14 protein-coding genes are annotated in these 17,283 nt (G+C 60.4%); 1 reads left to right on the top strand and 13 read right to left on the bottom strand.

All coding sequences use genetic code 11. The features are described from left to right. Positions 1–65: 65 nt before the first annotated feature. The 10 genes from Mal15_RS33550 to Mal15_RS33595 form a co-directional block, all read right to left on the bottom strand. Positions 66–1,022 (bottom strand): hypothetical protein, encoded by a 957-nt coding sequence (locus Mal15_RS33550; RefSeq protein ID WP_147871719.1) that lies wholly within the window; start codon positions 1,020–1,022, stop codon positions 66–68. Continuing rightward, complete coding sequence (locus Mal15_RS34340) at positions 1,012–1,794, bottom strand: PulJ/GspJ family protein (protein WP_315854279.1); 783 nt, start codon at positions 1,792–1,794, stop codon at positions 1,012–1,014. The genes Mal15_RS33550 and Mal15_RS34340 overlap by 11 nt, the downstream gene beginning before the upstream one ends. Continuing rightward, on the bottom strand, positions 1,791–2,168 hold the full coding sequence (locus Mal15_RS33560; RefSeq protein WP_147871721.1) for a type II secretion system protein: 378 nt from the start codon (positions 2,166–2,168) through the stop codon (positions 1,791–1,793). Before Mal15_RS33560 ends, Mal15_RS34340 begins: the two co-directional genes overlap by 4 nt. After that, a complete protein-coding gene (locus Mal15_RS33565; RefSeq protein WP_147871722.1) occupies positions 2,165–2,641 on the bottom strand; it encodes a pilus assembly FimT family protein in 477 nt (158 codons plus the stop codon). The genes Mal15_RS33560 and Mal15_RS33565 overlap by 4 nt, the downstream gene beginning before the upstream one ends. Further along, positions 2,638–3,174, bottom strand: a complete 537-nt coding sequence (gene gspG / locus Mal15_RS33570) for a type II secretion system major pseudopilin GspG (protein WP_199773779.1) — start codon at positions 3,172–3,174, stop codon at positions 2,638–2,640. Before gspG ends, Mal15_RS33565 begins: the two co-directional genes overlap by 4 nt. After that, a complete protein-coding gene (locus tag Mal15_RS33575) occupies positions 3,164–4,369 on the bottom strand; it encodes a type II secretion system F family protein (protein WP_147871723.1) in 1,206 nt (401 codons plus the stop codon). The genes gspG and Mal15_RS33575 overlap by 11 nt, the downstream gene beginning before the upstream one ends. A gap of 5 nt (positions 4,370–4,374) precedes the next feature. After that, complete coding sequence (locus Mal15_RS33580) at positions 4,375–6,027, bottom strand: GspE/PulE family protein (RefSeq protein ID WP_147871724.1); 1,653 nt, start codon at positions 6,025–6,027, stop codon at positions 4,375–4,377. Further along, positions 6,024–6,296, bottom strand: a complete 273-nt coding sequence (locus tag Mal15_RS33585) for a hypothetical protein (RefSeq protein WP_147871725.1) — start codon at positions 6,294–6,296, stop codon at positions 6,024–6,026. The genes Mal15_RS33580 and Mal15_RS33585 overlap by 4 nt, the downstream gene beginning before the upstream one ends. Positions 6,297–6,631: 335 nt before the next feature. Next, positions 6,632–9,190, bottom strand: coding sequence for a secretin N-terminal domain-containing protein (locus Mal15_RS33590; protein ID WP_147871726.1), 2,559 nt, complete (start codon positions 9,188–9,190; stop codon positions 6,632–6,634). A gap of 132 nt (positions 9,191–9,322) precedes the next feature. Continuing rightward, positions 9,323–10,654, bottom strand: a complete 1,332-nt coding sequence (locus tag Mal15_RS33595) for a trypsin-like peptidase domain-containing protein (protein WP_233903191.1) — start codon at positions 10,652–10,654, stop codon at positions 9,323–9,325. Positions 10,655–10,913: 259 nt separating this feature from the next. Here Mal15_RS33595 and metG point away from each other — a divergent pair, with 259 nt between their 5' ends. Further along, positions 10,914–12,959 (top strand): methionine--tRNA ligase, encoded by a 2,046-nt coding sequence (gene metG, locus Mal15_RS33600; RefSeq protein WP_147871728.1) that lies wholly within the window; start codon positions 10,914–10,916, stop codon positions 12,957–12,959. A 547-nt stretch (positions 12,960–13,506) separates the two neighbouring features. Here metG and Mal15_RS33605 read toward each other — a convergent pair. The 3 genes from Mal15_RS33605 to Mal15_RS33615 all read right to left on the bottom strand — a co-directional run bounded on the left by Mal15_RS33605 (position 13,507) and on the right by Mal15_RS33615 (position 17,280). Beyond that, positions 13,507–14,478: a DUF6807 domain-containing protein gene (locus tag Mal15_RS33605; RefSeq protein ID WP_199773780.1), complete on the bottom strand. Its 972-nt coding sequence runs from the start codon at positions 14,476–14,478 to the stop codon at positions 13,507–13,509. 390 nt (positions 14,479–14,868) lie between these two features. Beyond that, positions 14,869–16,473, bottom strand: coding sequence for an Rne/Rng family ribonuclease (locus Mal15_RS33610; RefSeq protein ID WP_147871729.1), 1,605 nt, complete (start codon positions 16,471–16,473; stop codon positions 14,869–14,871). Then, positions 16,474–17,280 carry a TIGR03936 family radical SAM-associated protein gene (locus Mal15_RS33615; RefSeq protein ID WP_147871730.1) on the bottom strand — a complete coding sequence of 269 codons (807 nt, stop codon included), beginning with the start codon at positions 17,278–17,280 and terminating at the stop codon, positions 16,474–16,476. It lies immediately after the preceding gene. Positions 17,281–17,283 lie beyond the last annotated feature (3 nt).

Consider the following 17,283-nt stretch of genomic DNA (forward strand, 5'->3'; position numbering starts at 1 on the left):
GATCAGTCGCAGTGGCTCTCAGGCAGTGGGATTTCAGGCAGTGGAATCGTCCGTCGGTGTGTCGGTCAAAACGAAAACCGCTCGTTTTTGGTGAAGCCGTCCTGGTCGGTTTGCGTCACCGAAAACGTCCGCAGGCTTCGTCGGGCGACCACCGAAGCGTCGATCCAAAGCGAAAAGTGCGTGCTGGTCTCCACCAACATTCTACGTAGCCGCAATCGCTCGGTCTCCGTTTTCGCTTCCTGTTGCAGCAAAATCGCTAGCGACGTCGCCGGATTGTCTCTATATCGGCTCACCAGTCGGCGTGCGCCAGCGTCGGACAACACGCATCCCGCGGCGGCCTGGATCGACGTCTCGGAGGCTCGGCGGACGTTCAGCCCATCCCCGCCCCAGCAGGTCAGCTCGCCGGTGGCGGCCGGCAACGCGGCGTCTGACCCCAAGCCGGAGGAAAGCCGGGGAAGGTCAAACACTTCGCCCCAACTGCGAAACGCGCGGGGGATTTCCGTCACCGGCTCCTCCGAGTCATCGTCGCGGTTGCCATTGCCAGAATCCGCCTGCGCTGCGGTCATCGGCCCCGTGGCAGGCAGCAAACGAACCGCCCGACCGGCGATCGGGCCGAGCACTTTTGCCAGTGTCGCCTCGGTCCGTCGCTGACCGGTCATGTGGTAGACCTGATTCAGATTCAGCTTGGCGTCTTCGTCGGCCAGGACGACGTCGAAGGTCACGCCGCCGATCGTGACGGCACCACGGATCTGTTTGACCGGCGGTATCGCCACACCGTTCATTTCTCTGGCCGCATCGGATTGAGCTTCCAATCGATCAAAGACCTTGGCGGCTTCGGGCAATAGTGTTCTTTCAATCGACTGAGCGCCCAGTCGCTGTTGCAATCGAAGGCGTGCATCGGCGGCGGCGAGCGCCCGGCGCAAGCTGTGATCCGACAGCGCCGCCAGCACCGTGACCATCAACACCATCACGGCCAACACCGCCAGCAGCACATATCCCGAACGTCGACGCCTAGAGTTCATGGTGATCGATCACCTCGTCAAACAAGAGTCGCCCCTCAGAGTCCCGGCCGGCGATCCGAAAGCGAGCGGGCATCGGTAGTAGCCCGCCGGTCATCTCGGGAACCGGAGCCTCGGGATCGAACTCGTCGTACGCTTCAAATTCAAAGGCACCGAAGTCGACCCAACACACCTCGCGTTCCATGCTCACGCGTCGGATCAACAGTCGTCGCGATCCGATCAAGGCTCGTTCGTAACGGATCATGCCGGGCACGTTCTGCGGTGCGACGTAACCTGATAGGATCAACGTGTCGGAGCCTGCGGCGATGCCGCGGGCGTTGATCAAGTCATCGCGCAGCCGATCGGCGAGCACCCCCGCAGCGACGTGGTCGGTTTGGTCACGTCGCAATTGGCCGGACTGTTTCGAGACCGACAACACGATCCCCAACAAACCGACCATCATCAGCGACGCCAACACCAGTGCGACGATCATCTCGATCAAAGTGAACGCGGGAGAGTGGTGTGAAGCGGTGTGGGGATGTGTCGCCTGCCCGTCGCCCATGCCAGCACGACGCGTGAGCAAGTGGCCGCGGGTGACGCGAACGTCAGAGCAGGCCGCTCGCTGACCGGCCTGTTGATGTAATCCGATCCCACGTGGGATCAGCCGTTTCGCGCGAGCGTACGGGCCTGAACCATCGAGAGAACACATCCGGCCCGTAGGCTCGCGCCAAACGGCTGATAAAATCAACAGGCGCTGACGCTTCGCGCTGGCAGGTGTGGTTGGGTGTGGCGTCATGGGACGCTCGCCGGTTTGACCAGGTCGACGGCGATCAAGGGAGTCGTCGAATTGCCATCGATTTCCATCATCTGAAACCGCACGACCTGCATCGGAACGGTTGCCAATGAGGTGCTTCCGAGCGGAGACGTCTGCCAGACCCAACCGCTGTTGCCCACCACCGCGCCACGCGCTGCGATCGGCAGACCACCTTGCTGGGCGGTGAGTTCGTGCACCAAGCGATCCGCCACCCGCGCCGCTTCGAGTTGCTTGTCTGCCATCGAGAGTTGTTTTCGATGGCGCGAGAACGCAAGTATCGACCCGACCAGCAGCGACCCCATCAGTGCCAGTGCGAAGATCACCTCCAACAGCGTGAATGCACGTTGACGTCTCATCGCATCCCCAACGCCAAGTCGATCGCCATCGGATCAAAATCATCAACGATCTGTCCGCTGCCACCGGCCAAGAAGATCCAACGCCCGGTGTCGCCGGTTGTCAGTCGCAGTGCATAGCTGGGCGTCGAACCGTCAGGGTTGGCGGTGACTTGCGCCCCGGAGCGTGATGCCGGCACGGGGCCGAATCGGATCGCATCGATGGAAACTTGACGTGGCAATGCGAAGGTTCGCGCCGATTCACCTGACAGATCAACGGTCAACCGGCCGCGCCCGCGGTCGATGGTGGCGGCGACTCGGCGGCGATGGTGACGCGCCGCGCGGCGCAGCGCCGTATCGAACTGTTCGACCACTTCGACGGCCCGACCGAGTCGTTGTCGGGCGATCACGCCGCGCAAGGAGAACGTCGTCAGGGAAGCGAGGATCGCCATCAACACCAACACGACGATCAATTCGATCAGCGAGAAGCCTCTCATTCTTCCAGCATGGTGCTGGAGAAATCGGCGTCCTCTCCCTCGCCGCCTTCGCGTCCGTCGGCACCCAGGCTGATGACTTCGACGCCTTCCTCGGACACAAAGTACAGGTAGGGATTCTTCCACGGATCGATGGGCACCTTGGTCAGAAAACCTTCCGGCCAAGTCTCGGTTTCCTCCCGCAAGATCTCCAGACCCTCGTCTTCGGTCGGGTAACGGCCCTGGTCGATGCGAAAGGTCTCCAGCGCATTGAGGATCGTGGCGATTTCGGCTTTTACCGCGTTCTTGCGCGAATTGATCAAATAGCCACGGGTGCGAACAGCGACCAATCCGGCCAGCATGCCCAAGATCACCATCACCACGATCAGTTCGACCAGGGAAAAGCCGCGACGTTTGGTCGGCGAATGCAAACGGTTATCGAGACGCTTCACGCTTTGGCGATCGCAGCGACGCCGAATGTGTCGCTTCGGTGGTCTTTGCCGCGCCGTCGCTCGGGCAATCATCACCCGCCACAGCAATCCCAACTCACACAACATTTCCAGCCTCCAGGATCGGAAGGATCGTGGCCAACAACAGAAATCCCACCATGGCGGCCAAGACAAGGATCAGGATCGGTTCGATCAATGACGTCAGTCGCGCCGACGCCGTTTTGACCTGTTCATCATAGTCTTCGGCGAGCCGAAAGAGCATTTCATCAAGCTTTCCCGACTCCTGACCGATGGAAAACACTCGCACCGCCAGCGGTGGAAACGCACCACTGCGCTGCAACGCCTCGGCAAGTTCTTCACCGGCCGAAATGCGGTTGCCACATTCATGCAGCGCCGAGCGAAACACGGAATTGTTGGTCGAACGCTCGGCCAGATCAAACGCTCGCGTCAATTCCACTCCGCTGCGCGAAAGCGTGGCGATGATCATCGCGATCCGCGAGACCCCTTGTTTGACCAGCATCGGCCCCAGGATGGGAACACGCAGCACCAGTCGGTCGATCAGCAGTTTACCGCGTTGGCTGCGAAAGGCGATTCCCAAAGCGACCGCGCCGGCAATCAATCCCGCCACCCAGAACCAGCGATAATCGATCAACAGGTGGCTGAGTGATTTGGCCACGCGTGTGGGAAACGGCAATTCATCGAGCGTCTCTTCCAGGTTCTCCAGCAGCGGCGGCAGGACACCGGTCATCAAAAAGACGCCGGCGGCCGTTCCGAAACAAACCAAAAAGATCGGGTACACCAGCGCCGTCGTGACGGCATCGGTGAACTGGGACTGGCGTTGTTTGAATTCCGCCAACTGCGAAAGCACCTCTTCCAGCGTGCCGGCGTTCTCACCGACTTCGACCATCTGCACCGAAGCCGCGTCGAACAGATCGGGTCGGCTGCGCAGCGCCTGGGCGAACGACTCCCCCGCGGCCACACGGTCGCGTACCGCCAGCAATGCCGCTCGAAATGCCCCCTGTGTCTGCTGGCTGATCGTGTCCAACGCGTCCAGCATCGGGATCCCGGCGTGCAACAGCATCGACAGTTCCGCGACCGCTGTTGCCCACTGGTTCTTCGCTCCGAGCAAGGAAACCCGTGGAAGACGCCACTTCGACCCGCGCTGTCGGCAAACCGTGATTTTGCGAACGCGGATCCCTTGGCCACGCAGTGAATCGCGGGCCTGACGGGCGGTGTCGGCGCTGATCGTCCCCTGAACGGATTGTCGCGTTTGGTCGACGCCGGAATAGGAAAAGACAGCCATCGGGGTCACAGCGTCGTTACACGGAGAACTTCATCGAGGGTCGTGATGCCTTGATGGACTTTCAACAATCCATCCATCGACAACAAATGCATCCCCGATTGTAATCCGACGTCGCGGATCGCTGCTGCATTGGCCCGTGTCTGCACCAGTTCACGACAGGCGTCATCGATGACCAACAACTCGAACAATCCGACTCGGCCTCGGAATCCGGTCCCACGACACGCCTCGCATCCGACCGGTTCAAACACGCCGACCAAATCCGATGGCGACAGACCGTGTGACCGCAACAATGATTCGGGGACATCGGGCAACGATTCACCGCTGCGGCGCGGACGTTTACAGTCCTCGCACAACTTGCGGACCAGTCGCTGGGCCAGCGAAGCGACCAAGGAGCTGCTGACCAGATAGGGTTCGATCCCCAGATCCAACAACCGCGTCACCGCACTGGCCGCATCGTTGGTGTGCAGCGTGCTGAAGACCAGGTGGCCGGTCAAGGAAGCTTGGATGGCCATGATCGCCGTTTCGGCGTCGCGGATCTCGCCGACCATGATGATGTCGGGATCCTGTCGCAGCACGCTGCGCATGCCCGAGGCGAACGTCATCCCCTTTTTCTCGTTGATCTGAGTCTGGCTGATCCCGTCCAATTGGTATTCGATCGGATCTTCCAGCGTCAGGATATTCAGTTCTTCGCTATCGAGTTCTTGCAGCGCACCGTAAAGCGTCGTGCTCTTGCCGCTGCCGGTCGGACCGGTGACCAGAATCATTCCGTGGTCGCGGGCGATCAGGGATCGGAACCGTCGAAAGTCATGTGCCGGCATGCCGAGTTCGGCCAGCGTGTACAGCCGCGCGCTTTTGTCCAACAACCGAATCACGATGCGTTCGTTGTGGCTGGTCGGCAGCGACGCGATCCGCAGGTCGACCGTTCGATCCCCAAGCTGAACCGTCGCCCGCCCGTCTTGGGGCAATCGCTTTTCGGCGATGTTCATCTTGCCCAGCACCTTCACCCGCGAAAGCACTTCTTCTTGAACGGCTTTGGGGATTTCGAAGGTGTCGAACAAGACGCCGTCGATTCGCTGCCGCACCATCAACCTGTCTTCATAGGGTTGGATGTGCACGTCGGAGGCACCGGATTTGACGGCATCAAACAAGATGTGATTGACCAACCGAATGATCGGCGCGCGGCCTTCGGTATCCAACAAGTCTTCTCGGGGGCTGAGCGCCGCCAACTCGCCCAACAACGCATCGCGATCGAGCGAATCGATCACGGCTTGCGTTTGGCTGGATTGATCCGAGTAAGCCGCATTGATCGCCCGCCCGATGGCTGCCGCGGTCGCCGGCAGCGGACGCACGCGCAACGGGCGCAGGCTGCCGTCGGGACGCTGCGATAGAGCGCGGGCGATGATATCGCTGTGCATGTAACCGGCCATCGATTCGATCGCCAACCACACCTCGTCGTCCTGCTGGCCGCGAAAGCCCATCACACAATGATGGCGGGCGTGTGCGATCGGGATACGTTTCAAAAAAAGGTCGGAGGGCTGGAACGAAGAGAGGTCTTCCGCAACGGGTACCCCGAGCCGCGCGGCGAGTTGCTCGGTCACCTGCGCAGCAGTATGCGTCGAAGCGGAATTGTGATCGTTGTCGGTCAGAGTCTCGCTCATGTCTCGCCCGCCGGCAGGTTCTCCAGGTCCAACCGATCTTTGCTGCGTTGGGAAGCGGGAAGGGTCTTGTGCAATAGACGCAACACCTCCGACTGTCTGCGTTTGCGATGGTTGCGGCGGATGAAGTGATCCATGGTTTCCGGTGACGCCTTTAGCACGTCGAAAGCTTGCCGCTGCAGCTGGACGAAAAATCGCATGTTTTCTTCCGGCGTCCGCCGCCACGCCAGCTTGCGGCGATAGGCTTCGGCGGCGGTTTCTTGGTCAGTCATGGGGTCAAGTTGTCTTGCGGGTCCGTTCGGTTCTCGGGTAGCGGAACTTGTCAACGGCTTGTTGATTGATCCAACACGCAAACCTCGAACCGATATGCCAGCCGTTGGTGTTCAGCCTTTAGGCGTTCTCTTCGCCGCCTGGCGGCGAGCGGAGAATCGGCTAAAGCCCAATACCGCTAAGTTAGGCGTCGTTTGCTTTGGGGAGGGCCCGTAGGCTCGCGCCAAACGGCTGATATTCGTTTGACATCAGCCGGTTCGCGCAAGCGTCCGGGCCTCCGCGCTGGGCTTAACTTAGCGGTATTGGGCTAAAGCCTAGACACCAACGGTTGCCGACTCTAGGGCGACGGATAAACCACTTGTGGCTCACCGATCACCTCGTAGCCGTCCATCGACTCGTACGATCCCATCGGATCGCTGTTTTGCATCGGCGGCAACAGGTGCTCGGATTCCACCGGATCAAAGCCTGCCGGGGCCGGGCAGGGAACCAGCAAGGGCTTGCTTACAGGATAGTCGGCCGGCAGCTGGGCGTCTTGGGTTTCCAGGTCGGAGAGGAATTGCAGGTCGCGGAATTGGGAATCGCGCAAGATCCGCGGCCGGATGAACAGAAAGAATGACGTCGTCGTTTGTTCTTCGCTGCGCAAACTGGTCAGTTCGCGGATCACGGGGATCTTTTCCAGCCAGGGGACGCCGGTGAAGGAGGTCCCATCGAGGGTTCGCTTCAGTCCCCCCACGACGATGGTTTTGCCGTCGGGAATCGTGACGACGCTGCCGACCCGGTCGATCTGTCGCGGCGGCGGCAGGTTGTCGCCGGCCGTACCGATGAAGGTGCTGAATTCGACGTCAAATTCCAATTGCAGATGGTCGTCTTCGTTGATGTGCGGCGTGACCTGGATCGTCGTCCCCGCTTCCTGATTGCCGCCCAGACCCGTCAATGTCGTCGTCTCTCCTTGGCTGAACGCCTGGAACGGGATGCTGGAAATGCTGTTCAGCGTTCCGGTTTGGTTGTCGTTGACCAGCACCTTGGGCGATGACAGCACGCGACCGCGGGTGTGACGGCTGAGGGCTTGGACGATCACGTCGGCGACTTCCGGGTCCACCAGAACGCCGTTGAATCCCAGTGAAGGGTTGATCGTCAGCGAGCCGTCGGTCGGGTCGACTTCGCTGAGTCCGAACGAAGTGAATTCGAACAGCCGTTTGGAACCCTCGCGATCACCGCCGCTGATTTCAACGCCCAACGAGAAGTTATCACTGGTGTCGATGGCGATGATGTCCGCTTGGATCAAGACCTGTGGCCGCCGCTGGTCCAGCGACCGGATCAGTTTTTCATACAGCGACTGGACGTTGGACGGTGCGAACACGATCAAACTGTTCGTCGCGACGTCGGCGGACACGCGGGCGTTGCCGGGTAGGGTGGCCACCGCGGCGCCAGCGCCCATGCCATAGCCGCCCATTCCCATACCGCCGGCGCCGATCCCGGAAGCACCGAACCCGGCGACCGAACCGAGGGCGGCGTTCTGGTTGGGGACTCGGCTGGACGTCAGATTGTTGCTCAAGTTTTGTCCGGCCACCCCGAACGATCCGCCACCGAGTTCGTCCAACCGCTGCTGCGCTCGCGAACGTCCGCCTTGCATCATGTTCATCGGATTGGCGCCCATCCCCATCGCCGGGCTGACACCGCCCATGTTCATCCCGCCGAGCGTGCCGAACGCACCGGCTCCCAAACCGCCGGCCTGGGCGACGCCGCTGCCGGCAGCTTCTTGAAGCGCCAACAGTGAATACAGCACCTCCATCGCCGTGGCGTTTTTCAGTTTGTAAAACCGAATCGGGCTCTCCTCGGAATCGACCGGTTGGTCCAGTTCCTTGAGCAACGTTTCGATCTGATGATGCACGTCCGCGCCGGCACGGACGACCAACAAGTTGCCTTCTTCGTCGATCGTCGTTTCGATGGACTTTGACGGGCTCTGACGTGTGTCCTGGTTCGGCGACTCGGCGAATCCGCGGATCAGGTTGTCCAACCGCGATGCGCCGACGTATTCCAAACGGTAGATGCGCGTCAGGTACTCCGTGCCAGAATCCAATCGTTCCAATAACGCGATCGCCGCGGTGACCAAGTCGGTTCGCCCCGCGACGACGACACGGCGACCGGTCGGATCGACCAACAGTTTGGGCTCTTTGTCCGAGCCCGTTTTTTGGGTGCCGTCGGCTTGCCGGATCGATTGAAATTGTTCGATCAACATCGATGGCGGACGGCGACGCGTCAGATAAAACTCGATCGTGCCCTCGGCGTCCGGGCGGTCGATCATCGCCAACAGCTCCGCAACCAGCCGCACGTCCGCGGCATAACCGGTCACGATCAAGATGCCTTGATCACCGAGCGCGACGATGTTGGATCCCGTCTTACTGAGGAACGGTTTCAGCGAGGTCGATGCCGTCGTGACGTCGATGTGCTTGATCGGCAGAACCTGCGTCACCGCGGCGGCAGGGCCGTTGCGGCGCGAGATTTCTGTGGCGTCTCCGGCCGGCGCGCTGCTGACAATATCCGCGATGTCGACGACCCGTTTCCAACCCGGGACTTCGGAATCGACGACTGCCAGGTTTGCTTCGCGCAGCAAACTGCCCAACAACGTCGGCAAGACGTTTTTGGGCAGTTTGGCGGGCGTGTACACGGTGACGTCGCGGCGCGCGATGTCCGCCCCGTGCAGAAACCGAATCCCCAACTGCTTGCTCATCAAATCCAGCAAGGTCGTGACCCGCACCGTCCCCGACAAATTCAGCTCGACAATTTCGTCACCGCCGGCCACTTGCCCCGGCGCCGGTCGAGTGCCGGCCAACACGATCGCCATACCAACGGCGAGCGGCAAAGTGCAGCGTCGGAACGTGTTGCTAGCAATCATGGGGCATGGAGATGGGGTAAGAAGATTAGGGGGTAAGAAGATTGATGGTCGTATGACGAGGCTGTCGTCGTTCGGTTGAACTCATTTTCCTACCTCCAAAATCTTCCTACCCTCCAACATGAAACGCCGTCGCTACCGTGCGTGGCGGCTGATCACTTCCATCAACTCATGCGTCGGCTGGCGGATGTTCATCACGCGTTGCCCGCCGGGGGCGTTGGGATCGCGGATGATGATGATCATCTCGTTCGCGCTTGGCTGGTTGGGCGAGGCTTGTTGGGGGCCGTTAAGCGATGCCAGGCGTGTTTGCGGCTGGCCGAGGTGCGAGGGTTGTGGTGCGGGCGGGGTGACCTGAGCGGTCGCCTGAGCCGGCGGCTGGGTTTGATAGAGGTGAGCCAGTTGGACGCGATCGAGTTGCCATTTGACGCTGCCCGGTCCGGTGTAGATTCCCACATCGCCTTCGTAGTCGGCGGCGTTGCAGACACCGATCAGTTGGCCCACGGCGTCGAACAAGCCGCCGCCGCTGCGTCCGTCGACCGGAGCGCCGGCGATTTCGATGTTCGAGGCATTGACGTGTTGATTGTACTTGTTGATTCCGGTGATGGCGGTGTCGCGGCGTGACGGATCGGCACCGTGGTCGCAGCCGAAACTGAACGCGGTTTGTCCGGTCTGCAGCGGGCTGTTCGGATTGGCGACCTGGACGGGTTGGACGTCGAATCCCGGCCGCATCACGACCAATGCGATGTCGCGGTTGTCGGCGTCGTAGTCGATGACTTGTCCCGGGACCTTTTTAATTTGTCCACCGACGAACAGTTCGACTTCGACTTTGGATTGCAGTTTGGTTTCGCGGAACAGGTGGCCACAGGTCAGCACCAAGGCTTCGTCGCCGTGGCGGTCGATGATCGTGCCGGTCCCGACACCGAAGCCGTTTCCGTCGTGGACTTTCAGCCGCACGGTCGCGGCCCGAGCACGCTGGACCGCATGGGCCATCGAAAGGCTGGGCATCGCTTCGCTGCGGGAATCACCGATCGCGACGGCTCCGCGGTTGACGAGCCGGGTTTGCGGGACGCTGAGGATCGAATCGCCGGGCAGATTGGCACCGGTTTGAAACCGTGGGCGAGCCGGATCGATCGCCAGCGCCTGGCGTAGTTTTTCACCGCTCTGGGCTCCGACCAATCGCGTCAGTTCGCGGCCGGCGGACAGGACGACGTAGGTGGGGACTTGCCGGACGCCGTGACGGCGCGCCAAATCGGGTTCGGCGTTGATATTGACGTGCCGGATCGGCGTTCCGCCCTGTTCCAGCTGTCGCAGCGTCGGCACCATCGCCTGGCAATGGCCGCAATGATCCGAAGAGAACGCCACCAACACGTTCGCGGCGGTTGCCTCACCAGCGGTGATCGCGGCGGTCAGAATTACAAACGCCGAAACGATGGCCCGGTAGCCCCGGCCGAACAAGTGCGTGTTCAATGTGTCTCTCCCTAGACAAGTGCCCTGATCGGCCGATCCATCGGCCGAATGGTTGTCGTCCCCCGTCACAACGGAGCTCTCACTTGAGACAAAACGACGACAAAAGGACTTTCCGCAATCGGTCATCGGGGCGACAACCCCAAACCGCACCCTTCCCCCTGGGAAACCCCGTGAAACATTCGGGATTACGTGTTTCACGACGATCTGTACAATCCGGCCCAGATTCCCATCCTTTCGACACGCCGAAGTTAGTCCAACCATGCCCCGACGCATCCTGGTCACCAGCGCACTGCCCTACGCCAACGGGCCGATCCACATCGGTCACCTGGTGGAATACATTCAAACGGACATTTGGGTGCGTTTTCAGCGTCTGATCGGAAATCGCTGTGTCTACATCTGTGCCGACGACACCCACGGCACCGCGATCATGATCCGGGCCAAAAAGGAAGGTCGCAGCGAAGAAGAGCTGATTGCCGCGATGAGCGCGGAACACCAACGCGATTTCGCCGATTTCCATGTCGATTTTGACCACTACGGCAGCACCAACAGCGAGGCCAATCGGGAGCTGTGCCACCTGTTTTGGAAAGCCCTCCGCGAGGCGAATCTGGTCACCGAAAAAAGCATCGACCAGCTGTATGACCCCGAAGCGGAGACGTTTTTGGCCGACCGTTTCGTCCGCGGGACCTGTCCGGTCAGCGGCCACACCAACCAGCCGGGCGACCACTGCCAGTGCGGCGCGACGTATTCGCCGACCGAGTTGATCGATCCCAAAAGCACGCTCAGCGGCGCCACGCCCGAAGTCCGCTCGGCGGTGCACCTGTTCGTCACCCTGGAAAAACTGCGTTCGTTCCTGACCGAGTGGATCGACAACGGCGACGCACTGCAGAAGGAAACCGCGAATTATTTGAAAGGCTTTTTTCTGGCCGAGGACAAAGAGCTGAAGGACTGGGACATCAGCCGGCCCGGCCCCTACTTCGGCTTCGAGATCCCCGATTCGCCCGGAAATTACTGGTACGTCTGGTTCGACGCTCCGATCGGCTACGTGTCCAGCACCAAGGAATGGTGCGAGGCCAACGGAGAATCGTTCGACGATTGGTGGCGGAGCGAATCGACCGAAATCCACCACTTCATCGGCAAGGACATCACCTATTTCCACACCTTGTTCTGGCCCGGCATGTTGCACACCGCGGGCTTGCAGTTGCCGACCAAGGTCCACATCCACGGATTCTTGAACGTCGGCGGCGAAAAAATGAGCAAGTCGACCGGGACGTTGATCAGCGCGGAAACCTATCGCAAGCATTCCGATCCGGATTACTTGCGTTACTTCTACGCGACCAAGCTGACCCAGCGCGTGGAGGACCTTGATTTGGGGATCGACGAGTTTGTCGAAAAGGTCAACAGCGATCTGGTCGGCAAGGTCGTCAACCTGGCCAGCCGCGTCGGCAAGTTTGCCAAGAACACCGGTCTGGCGGAAACCTATCCCGATGACGGTGGCTTGTTCGAAAACGCCGCCAAGGTCGGTGATTCGATCGCCCAGGCCTACGAAGTCGGTGATTACAGCCGCGCGATGCGGTTGATCATGGAACTGGCCGACGCCGCCAACCCGTTCGTCGAACACGCCAAGCCGTGGGAGATGAAGAAAGATCCCGAACGACAAGACGAACTACGCGACGTGGTCACCGTGGCGCTGAACCTGTTTCGGCAACTGACGATCTACCTGGCGCCCGTGTTGCCGACGCTGGCTGAGAAATGCGACGCGCTGCTGGGCGAGCCGATCACGTCGTGGGAACAAAGTAAAACGCCATTGTTGGGCACAGCGGTGGCGAAATTCCAACGCATGATGGAACGCATTCAACCCGAGGATTTGCAAAAGATGATTGAAGAGAGCAAAGAAGCCGCCGACGCCGAAGCCGCCGCGGAGAACCGACCGACGTTTGACGATTCGGATCAGCCGCTCAAAGACGAACCGATCGCCGATGAAATCACGATCGACGACTTTGTCAAAGTCGACTTCCGCGTCGCCCGCGTGCTGTCGGCCGAACACGTTCCCGAAGCCAACAAATTGCTCAAGCTGACGTTGGGCCTGGGCGGCGACGAGACGCGTCAGGTGTTTGCCGGCATCAAAGCGGCTTACGAACCGGAGAGTCTGGTCGGGCGACTGGTCGTGATGGTCGCCAATTTGAAGCCGCGGAAGATGCGGTTCGGATTGAGCGAAGGCATGGTGTGTGCCAGCGGCCCCGGCGGCGAAGACGTGTTCCTGCTCTCCCCCGACGAGGGCGCCCTGCCCGGGCAACGCGTGCACTGAGGGTGCGGCGGGATCGCCTCTCAAAGTAGAATGGCACTTCCGGGGACGTGCGGTTTTTACCGCCGAAATAACGGGCGTTTACGACTTCACCCTCCCTCTGAGAGGGTCGCGGAGGAGTGAGCGACGACGCGGGGAGGGTTGATCCGCGCTTCGATGTGACCCAAGGACGAAAGTTTTGTCCGATGATTCACCGTTCAACCTCCCCTCGCTGCGCTCGACCCCATACGCATCAAGTTAAGACGACACCCTCCTCGGAAGCATTGGTGTCTGCACAACGTACCATGGCTCCCTTCTCCCCCGGCTTTGTGGGGGAGAAGGGAGCCATGCCATAAATTGCGGATCGATTTGTGTGAACACCAATGCTCTAACAGGGAGGGTGACATTGATGACTCCACTGTTAACGTGGTGCCTCGCCCTCTCTGGCGTTTGCTTGCTGCGCAAACGCCGTCTCTCCCAGAGGGAGAGAATCTCAATTGGTTGCCACAGAAAAACCGACTGGTCTCAAACGAAGATCAGCGGTTTAGCGCGGGACCAATCTACCCGCCGCTCACTCCTCCGCGTACGCCTTGTACGCCTGGGCGACGTTCGCCGATTCGGCGTCGCCGCGGTGGAACAGGAATCGATAGCGGAACGTCACCGTCTCGCCGGCCTTGAGCGTCATGTCGCCGGTGCCGTCGGGTTTGTTTTCGAAGTGATTGACGCCGAAGGGATTGGCCGCAACGAGCCCGTAGTCGCGCGCGTGCCACCAGGTCGGATGGCGCGGGTTGGTGGGATGGTCGAACATTGCGATGCCGGTCAGCTGCCCATCGATCTCTCCCCAATAGTCGACCCACGCGGCGCGTTTGCCCCACATCTCCTTGTCCTGCACCCCTTCGCTGTTGATCGAATGACCTCCGGCGGTGTGGTTGCCGCGTTTCGGATCGGCTTTCAAACGTAGCCGTGGATGGGTCCGCATGCCCATCGTGCCTTCTTTGGTGTCACCGATGATCAGGTCGCCGGAGGATGCGATCCAGGTGACTTCGTAATCGATGGTGCGGGCATCGCCGTCGCCGCCGAAGGTCAGCGTGCGCTGGTCGCTGCACACCGTTTCCCCGTCGGAGCTCTTCCAATCGTTTTCGGCGATGATTTTGTTGCCGTCGATCTTCAGCGAGGTTTGCACCTGGGTGCCGACGTCCTTGGATTTCTTGCCTTCGGCGTCTTCCATCCAGAATCGGATCCCGCCGACTTCGTCGTGCGTGTACCAGATCGATTTATGGTGCGGGTGGTCGCTGGCTTCGTTGTCGACGTCCTTGACCATCGGGTAGTTGCGGGTCATCGGTTTTTGCCCGGGACCGTACACCGGATACAGGATCGGTTTGGCATAGCCGCTGTATCGATATTCGGTAAACGGCTGTCCGTCGATCGAGACGACCGCTTTGTTGCCGTCGTCGGTGATCTGGACATCGGCGGCCGGGATCTCGGCGACCAGACAGAGGGACGGAATCAATGCCAAGCAGGCAAACAGGATTCGAACGAGCATGTTGCGGGTGGGGAGCGAGGGTGGGATGTGAAGGTACAGCCCCCATAGTTTAGTAGAAGATCCGGCCGGTGGTTTTGCGATCTACCAGAAACGAGCGTGGGACGACTGGGCTGGTGTAAATACAGCTGACATCAGCCGGTTCGTGCACGTGGCCCCGCTTTTGCGGTAAACCGCTGATCCCAAAAGAGTTTGCGAACTCGCCGATGCGTTCCGAGCGTCGCCGTGTTCTCCGAACTCGGCACACGCGAAAAGCGAAGCTTCGCCCCGCGCCGACCTCGGAGAGGACGGCGACGGAGCGAAAAGGACTTCGTGCGTCTCATTCCCGGGCAGGAGCCCGGGAACAAGTGAAGAGACGACAGGCTGGACGCCTATCCCACAGAGTTGCAGTGTTTAGGAGTCGATTTCGACGCGTTCGCCTTGGGCGTCGCGGCAGTCCATTTCCAGGTGCTCGGGGTACAGACCTTCGCTGCCGAGGATTTGGACGGTCATGTTGCCGGTGTCTTCCATCTCCATCACGCTGCGCCGTTTTTGGTTGTTCAAGTGGGCCGCGACGGCATCGTTGACGCGAACGGTGACGCGTTGGATGTGTTCGTTCTTGACGGCCAAGGCGAGCATCCGGACGACTTCGATCGACATGCTTTCGGCGGTCTTGACCAACCCACGGCCTTCGCAACACGGGCAATCTTGATAGATGCTGCGTTTCAAACTCGGACGGATCCGTTGCCGCGTCATCTCGATCAATCCGAACGGGCTGGTCCGCAAGATCTTGGTGCGGGCGCGGTCACCGGCCATCGCATCACGCAGCGCCCGTTCGACTTTCCGCCGGTGGCTCTCTTTGCGCATGTCGATGAAGTCGTTGACGATCACGCCGCCCAGGTCGCGCAGCCGCAACTGACGGGCGATCTCTTTCGCCGCGGCCAGGTTCAACTTGAACGCGTTGTCTTCGGCAGACTTTTCGCCGCGGAAGTTGCCGCTGTTGACGTCGATCGCGACCAGCGCTTCGGTCGGATCGATCACGATCGAACCGCCGTTGGGCAGTTTGACCTGGCGTTGGTGAATTTTGACGATTTCGCGTTCCAGTTTGTACTTGTGGAACAGCGGCGAGGAACCGTCGTACAGCTTCAGCCGATCGACGACGCGGGGCATGACCATTTTCAAGAAGTCGCGGGCGTTCTCGAACGCCTCTTTCTCGTCGATCACGATCTGGTCGATGTCATCGTTGTAGATGTCCCGAATCGTTTTGATGATCAGGTCGCTTTCTTCGTACAACACGCCCGGCTGGTTGCCGCTTTTGACGCGGCGGACGATCGTTTTCCACAACCGGATCAGATAGTCCATGTCGCGACCGAGTTCGTTCTCGCTGCGGCCGGCGCCGGCGGTGCGGACGATGAACCCGAGTCCCTTTGGCGGGCCGAGCGACAGCAGGCAGCGACGCAGCCGTTTGCGGTCGTCGTCGTCTTCAATCTTGCGGCTCACCCCGACGCGTTCGAGTGCGGGCATCAGCACCAGGTAGCGTCCCGGGATGGAGATGTACGTGCTGAGCGTGGGTCCTTTGGTGCCGATCCCTTCCTTGATGACTTGGACCAGGACTTCGTCGCCGCGTTTAAAGATCTCCTGGATCGGAGGTTTGATGCGCGGCCGTCCGCCTTTGAAGGCTCGTTTGGATCCGCGGCCGGATTCACGGGCGCGTTTGGCAGCCGCCTCGGCCATCTCGTCCGATTCGCGTTTGATCTCCTCGGGGTCGTAGCCGCCTTGGCGAAAGTACTGGGGTTCGACGTCGCTGATGTGCAGGAACCCGTTTCGTCCGACACCGAAGTCGACGAAGGCGGCTTGAATGCTGGGTTCCAGGTTGACGATTTTTCCTCGGTAGATGTTTCCGGCAAAGGCTTCGACACTCTTGCGTTCGACGTACAACTCTTCCAGTTTTCCGTCGTCCAGGATGGCGATGCGGCTCTCTTCGGGCTGGAGCACGTTCATCAACATTTCGCGTTTCATTTAGTTCACCTCGTCGGTGTGTTCGCCGTGGTGCGGCGATTGGTTTGCGATTGCTAAAAATTCGGGATCCGTGGTCGGAAACTCGCGTTTCAGAACCACTTCTGTACGAGTGATTTGCGACCCGTGGGCGATCCAATCGGAGCATCCGATCAGATCCAACACGTCGGTCGGCTTGAGGGTCGCCGCGTCGCTGGCGGCCATCGAAAGATCGATGTGGTCGTTAAAGGTCAACGACAGAATCTGCTCGGCGACCTTGAACGTCACCGGCTTGTTTTTTCGAGTCACCGTGACGCTCTCGCGAGACAGAAACGCCGCCAGATCGGACCGGATCAGGTCTTCATCGAGTGGCGCGGCGCCCAGCTCGGGATCGGGGCGGGTGATCACATACTCGGTGCGTTCCAGCTTTGCCTTGCCGCTGTCGGCGGGCAGCAATTGAACGCTCTTGATCGTCAGCCCCGGTTGGTCGTCGTGATCCAGCCGGCGGAACAACTCGGGTGCGGACAGTCGTTCGGCCAAGTCCAGTTCGACGACTTCGTTGAGACCGCTGATACCGAGTGCGAGTGCCGACGGGAATCCGATTCGTGGTTTGGGGTGAAAGCCCTCGGTCATCGACAGTTGCAACTGGGCGCGGCGCACCAAGCGTTCCCACAACCGCGCCAGATCGCGGTGACTGGTCCATCGCAGCAGGCCTGTTTTTGCGAAACGAATTCGGTAGCGCAAACGCAACGGCTCGGCGGCGGTCACTTGATCCGTCGCTTCGTCGGTCGTGTCGTCAGTCGGAGGGATGGAGGTTGGGGGAGAAGACATGAA

Source organism: Stieleria maiorica (assembly GCF_008035925.1).
Lineage (GTDB): Bacteria > Planctomycetota > Planctomycetia > Pirellulales > Pirellulaceae > Stieleria > Stieleria maiorica.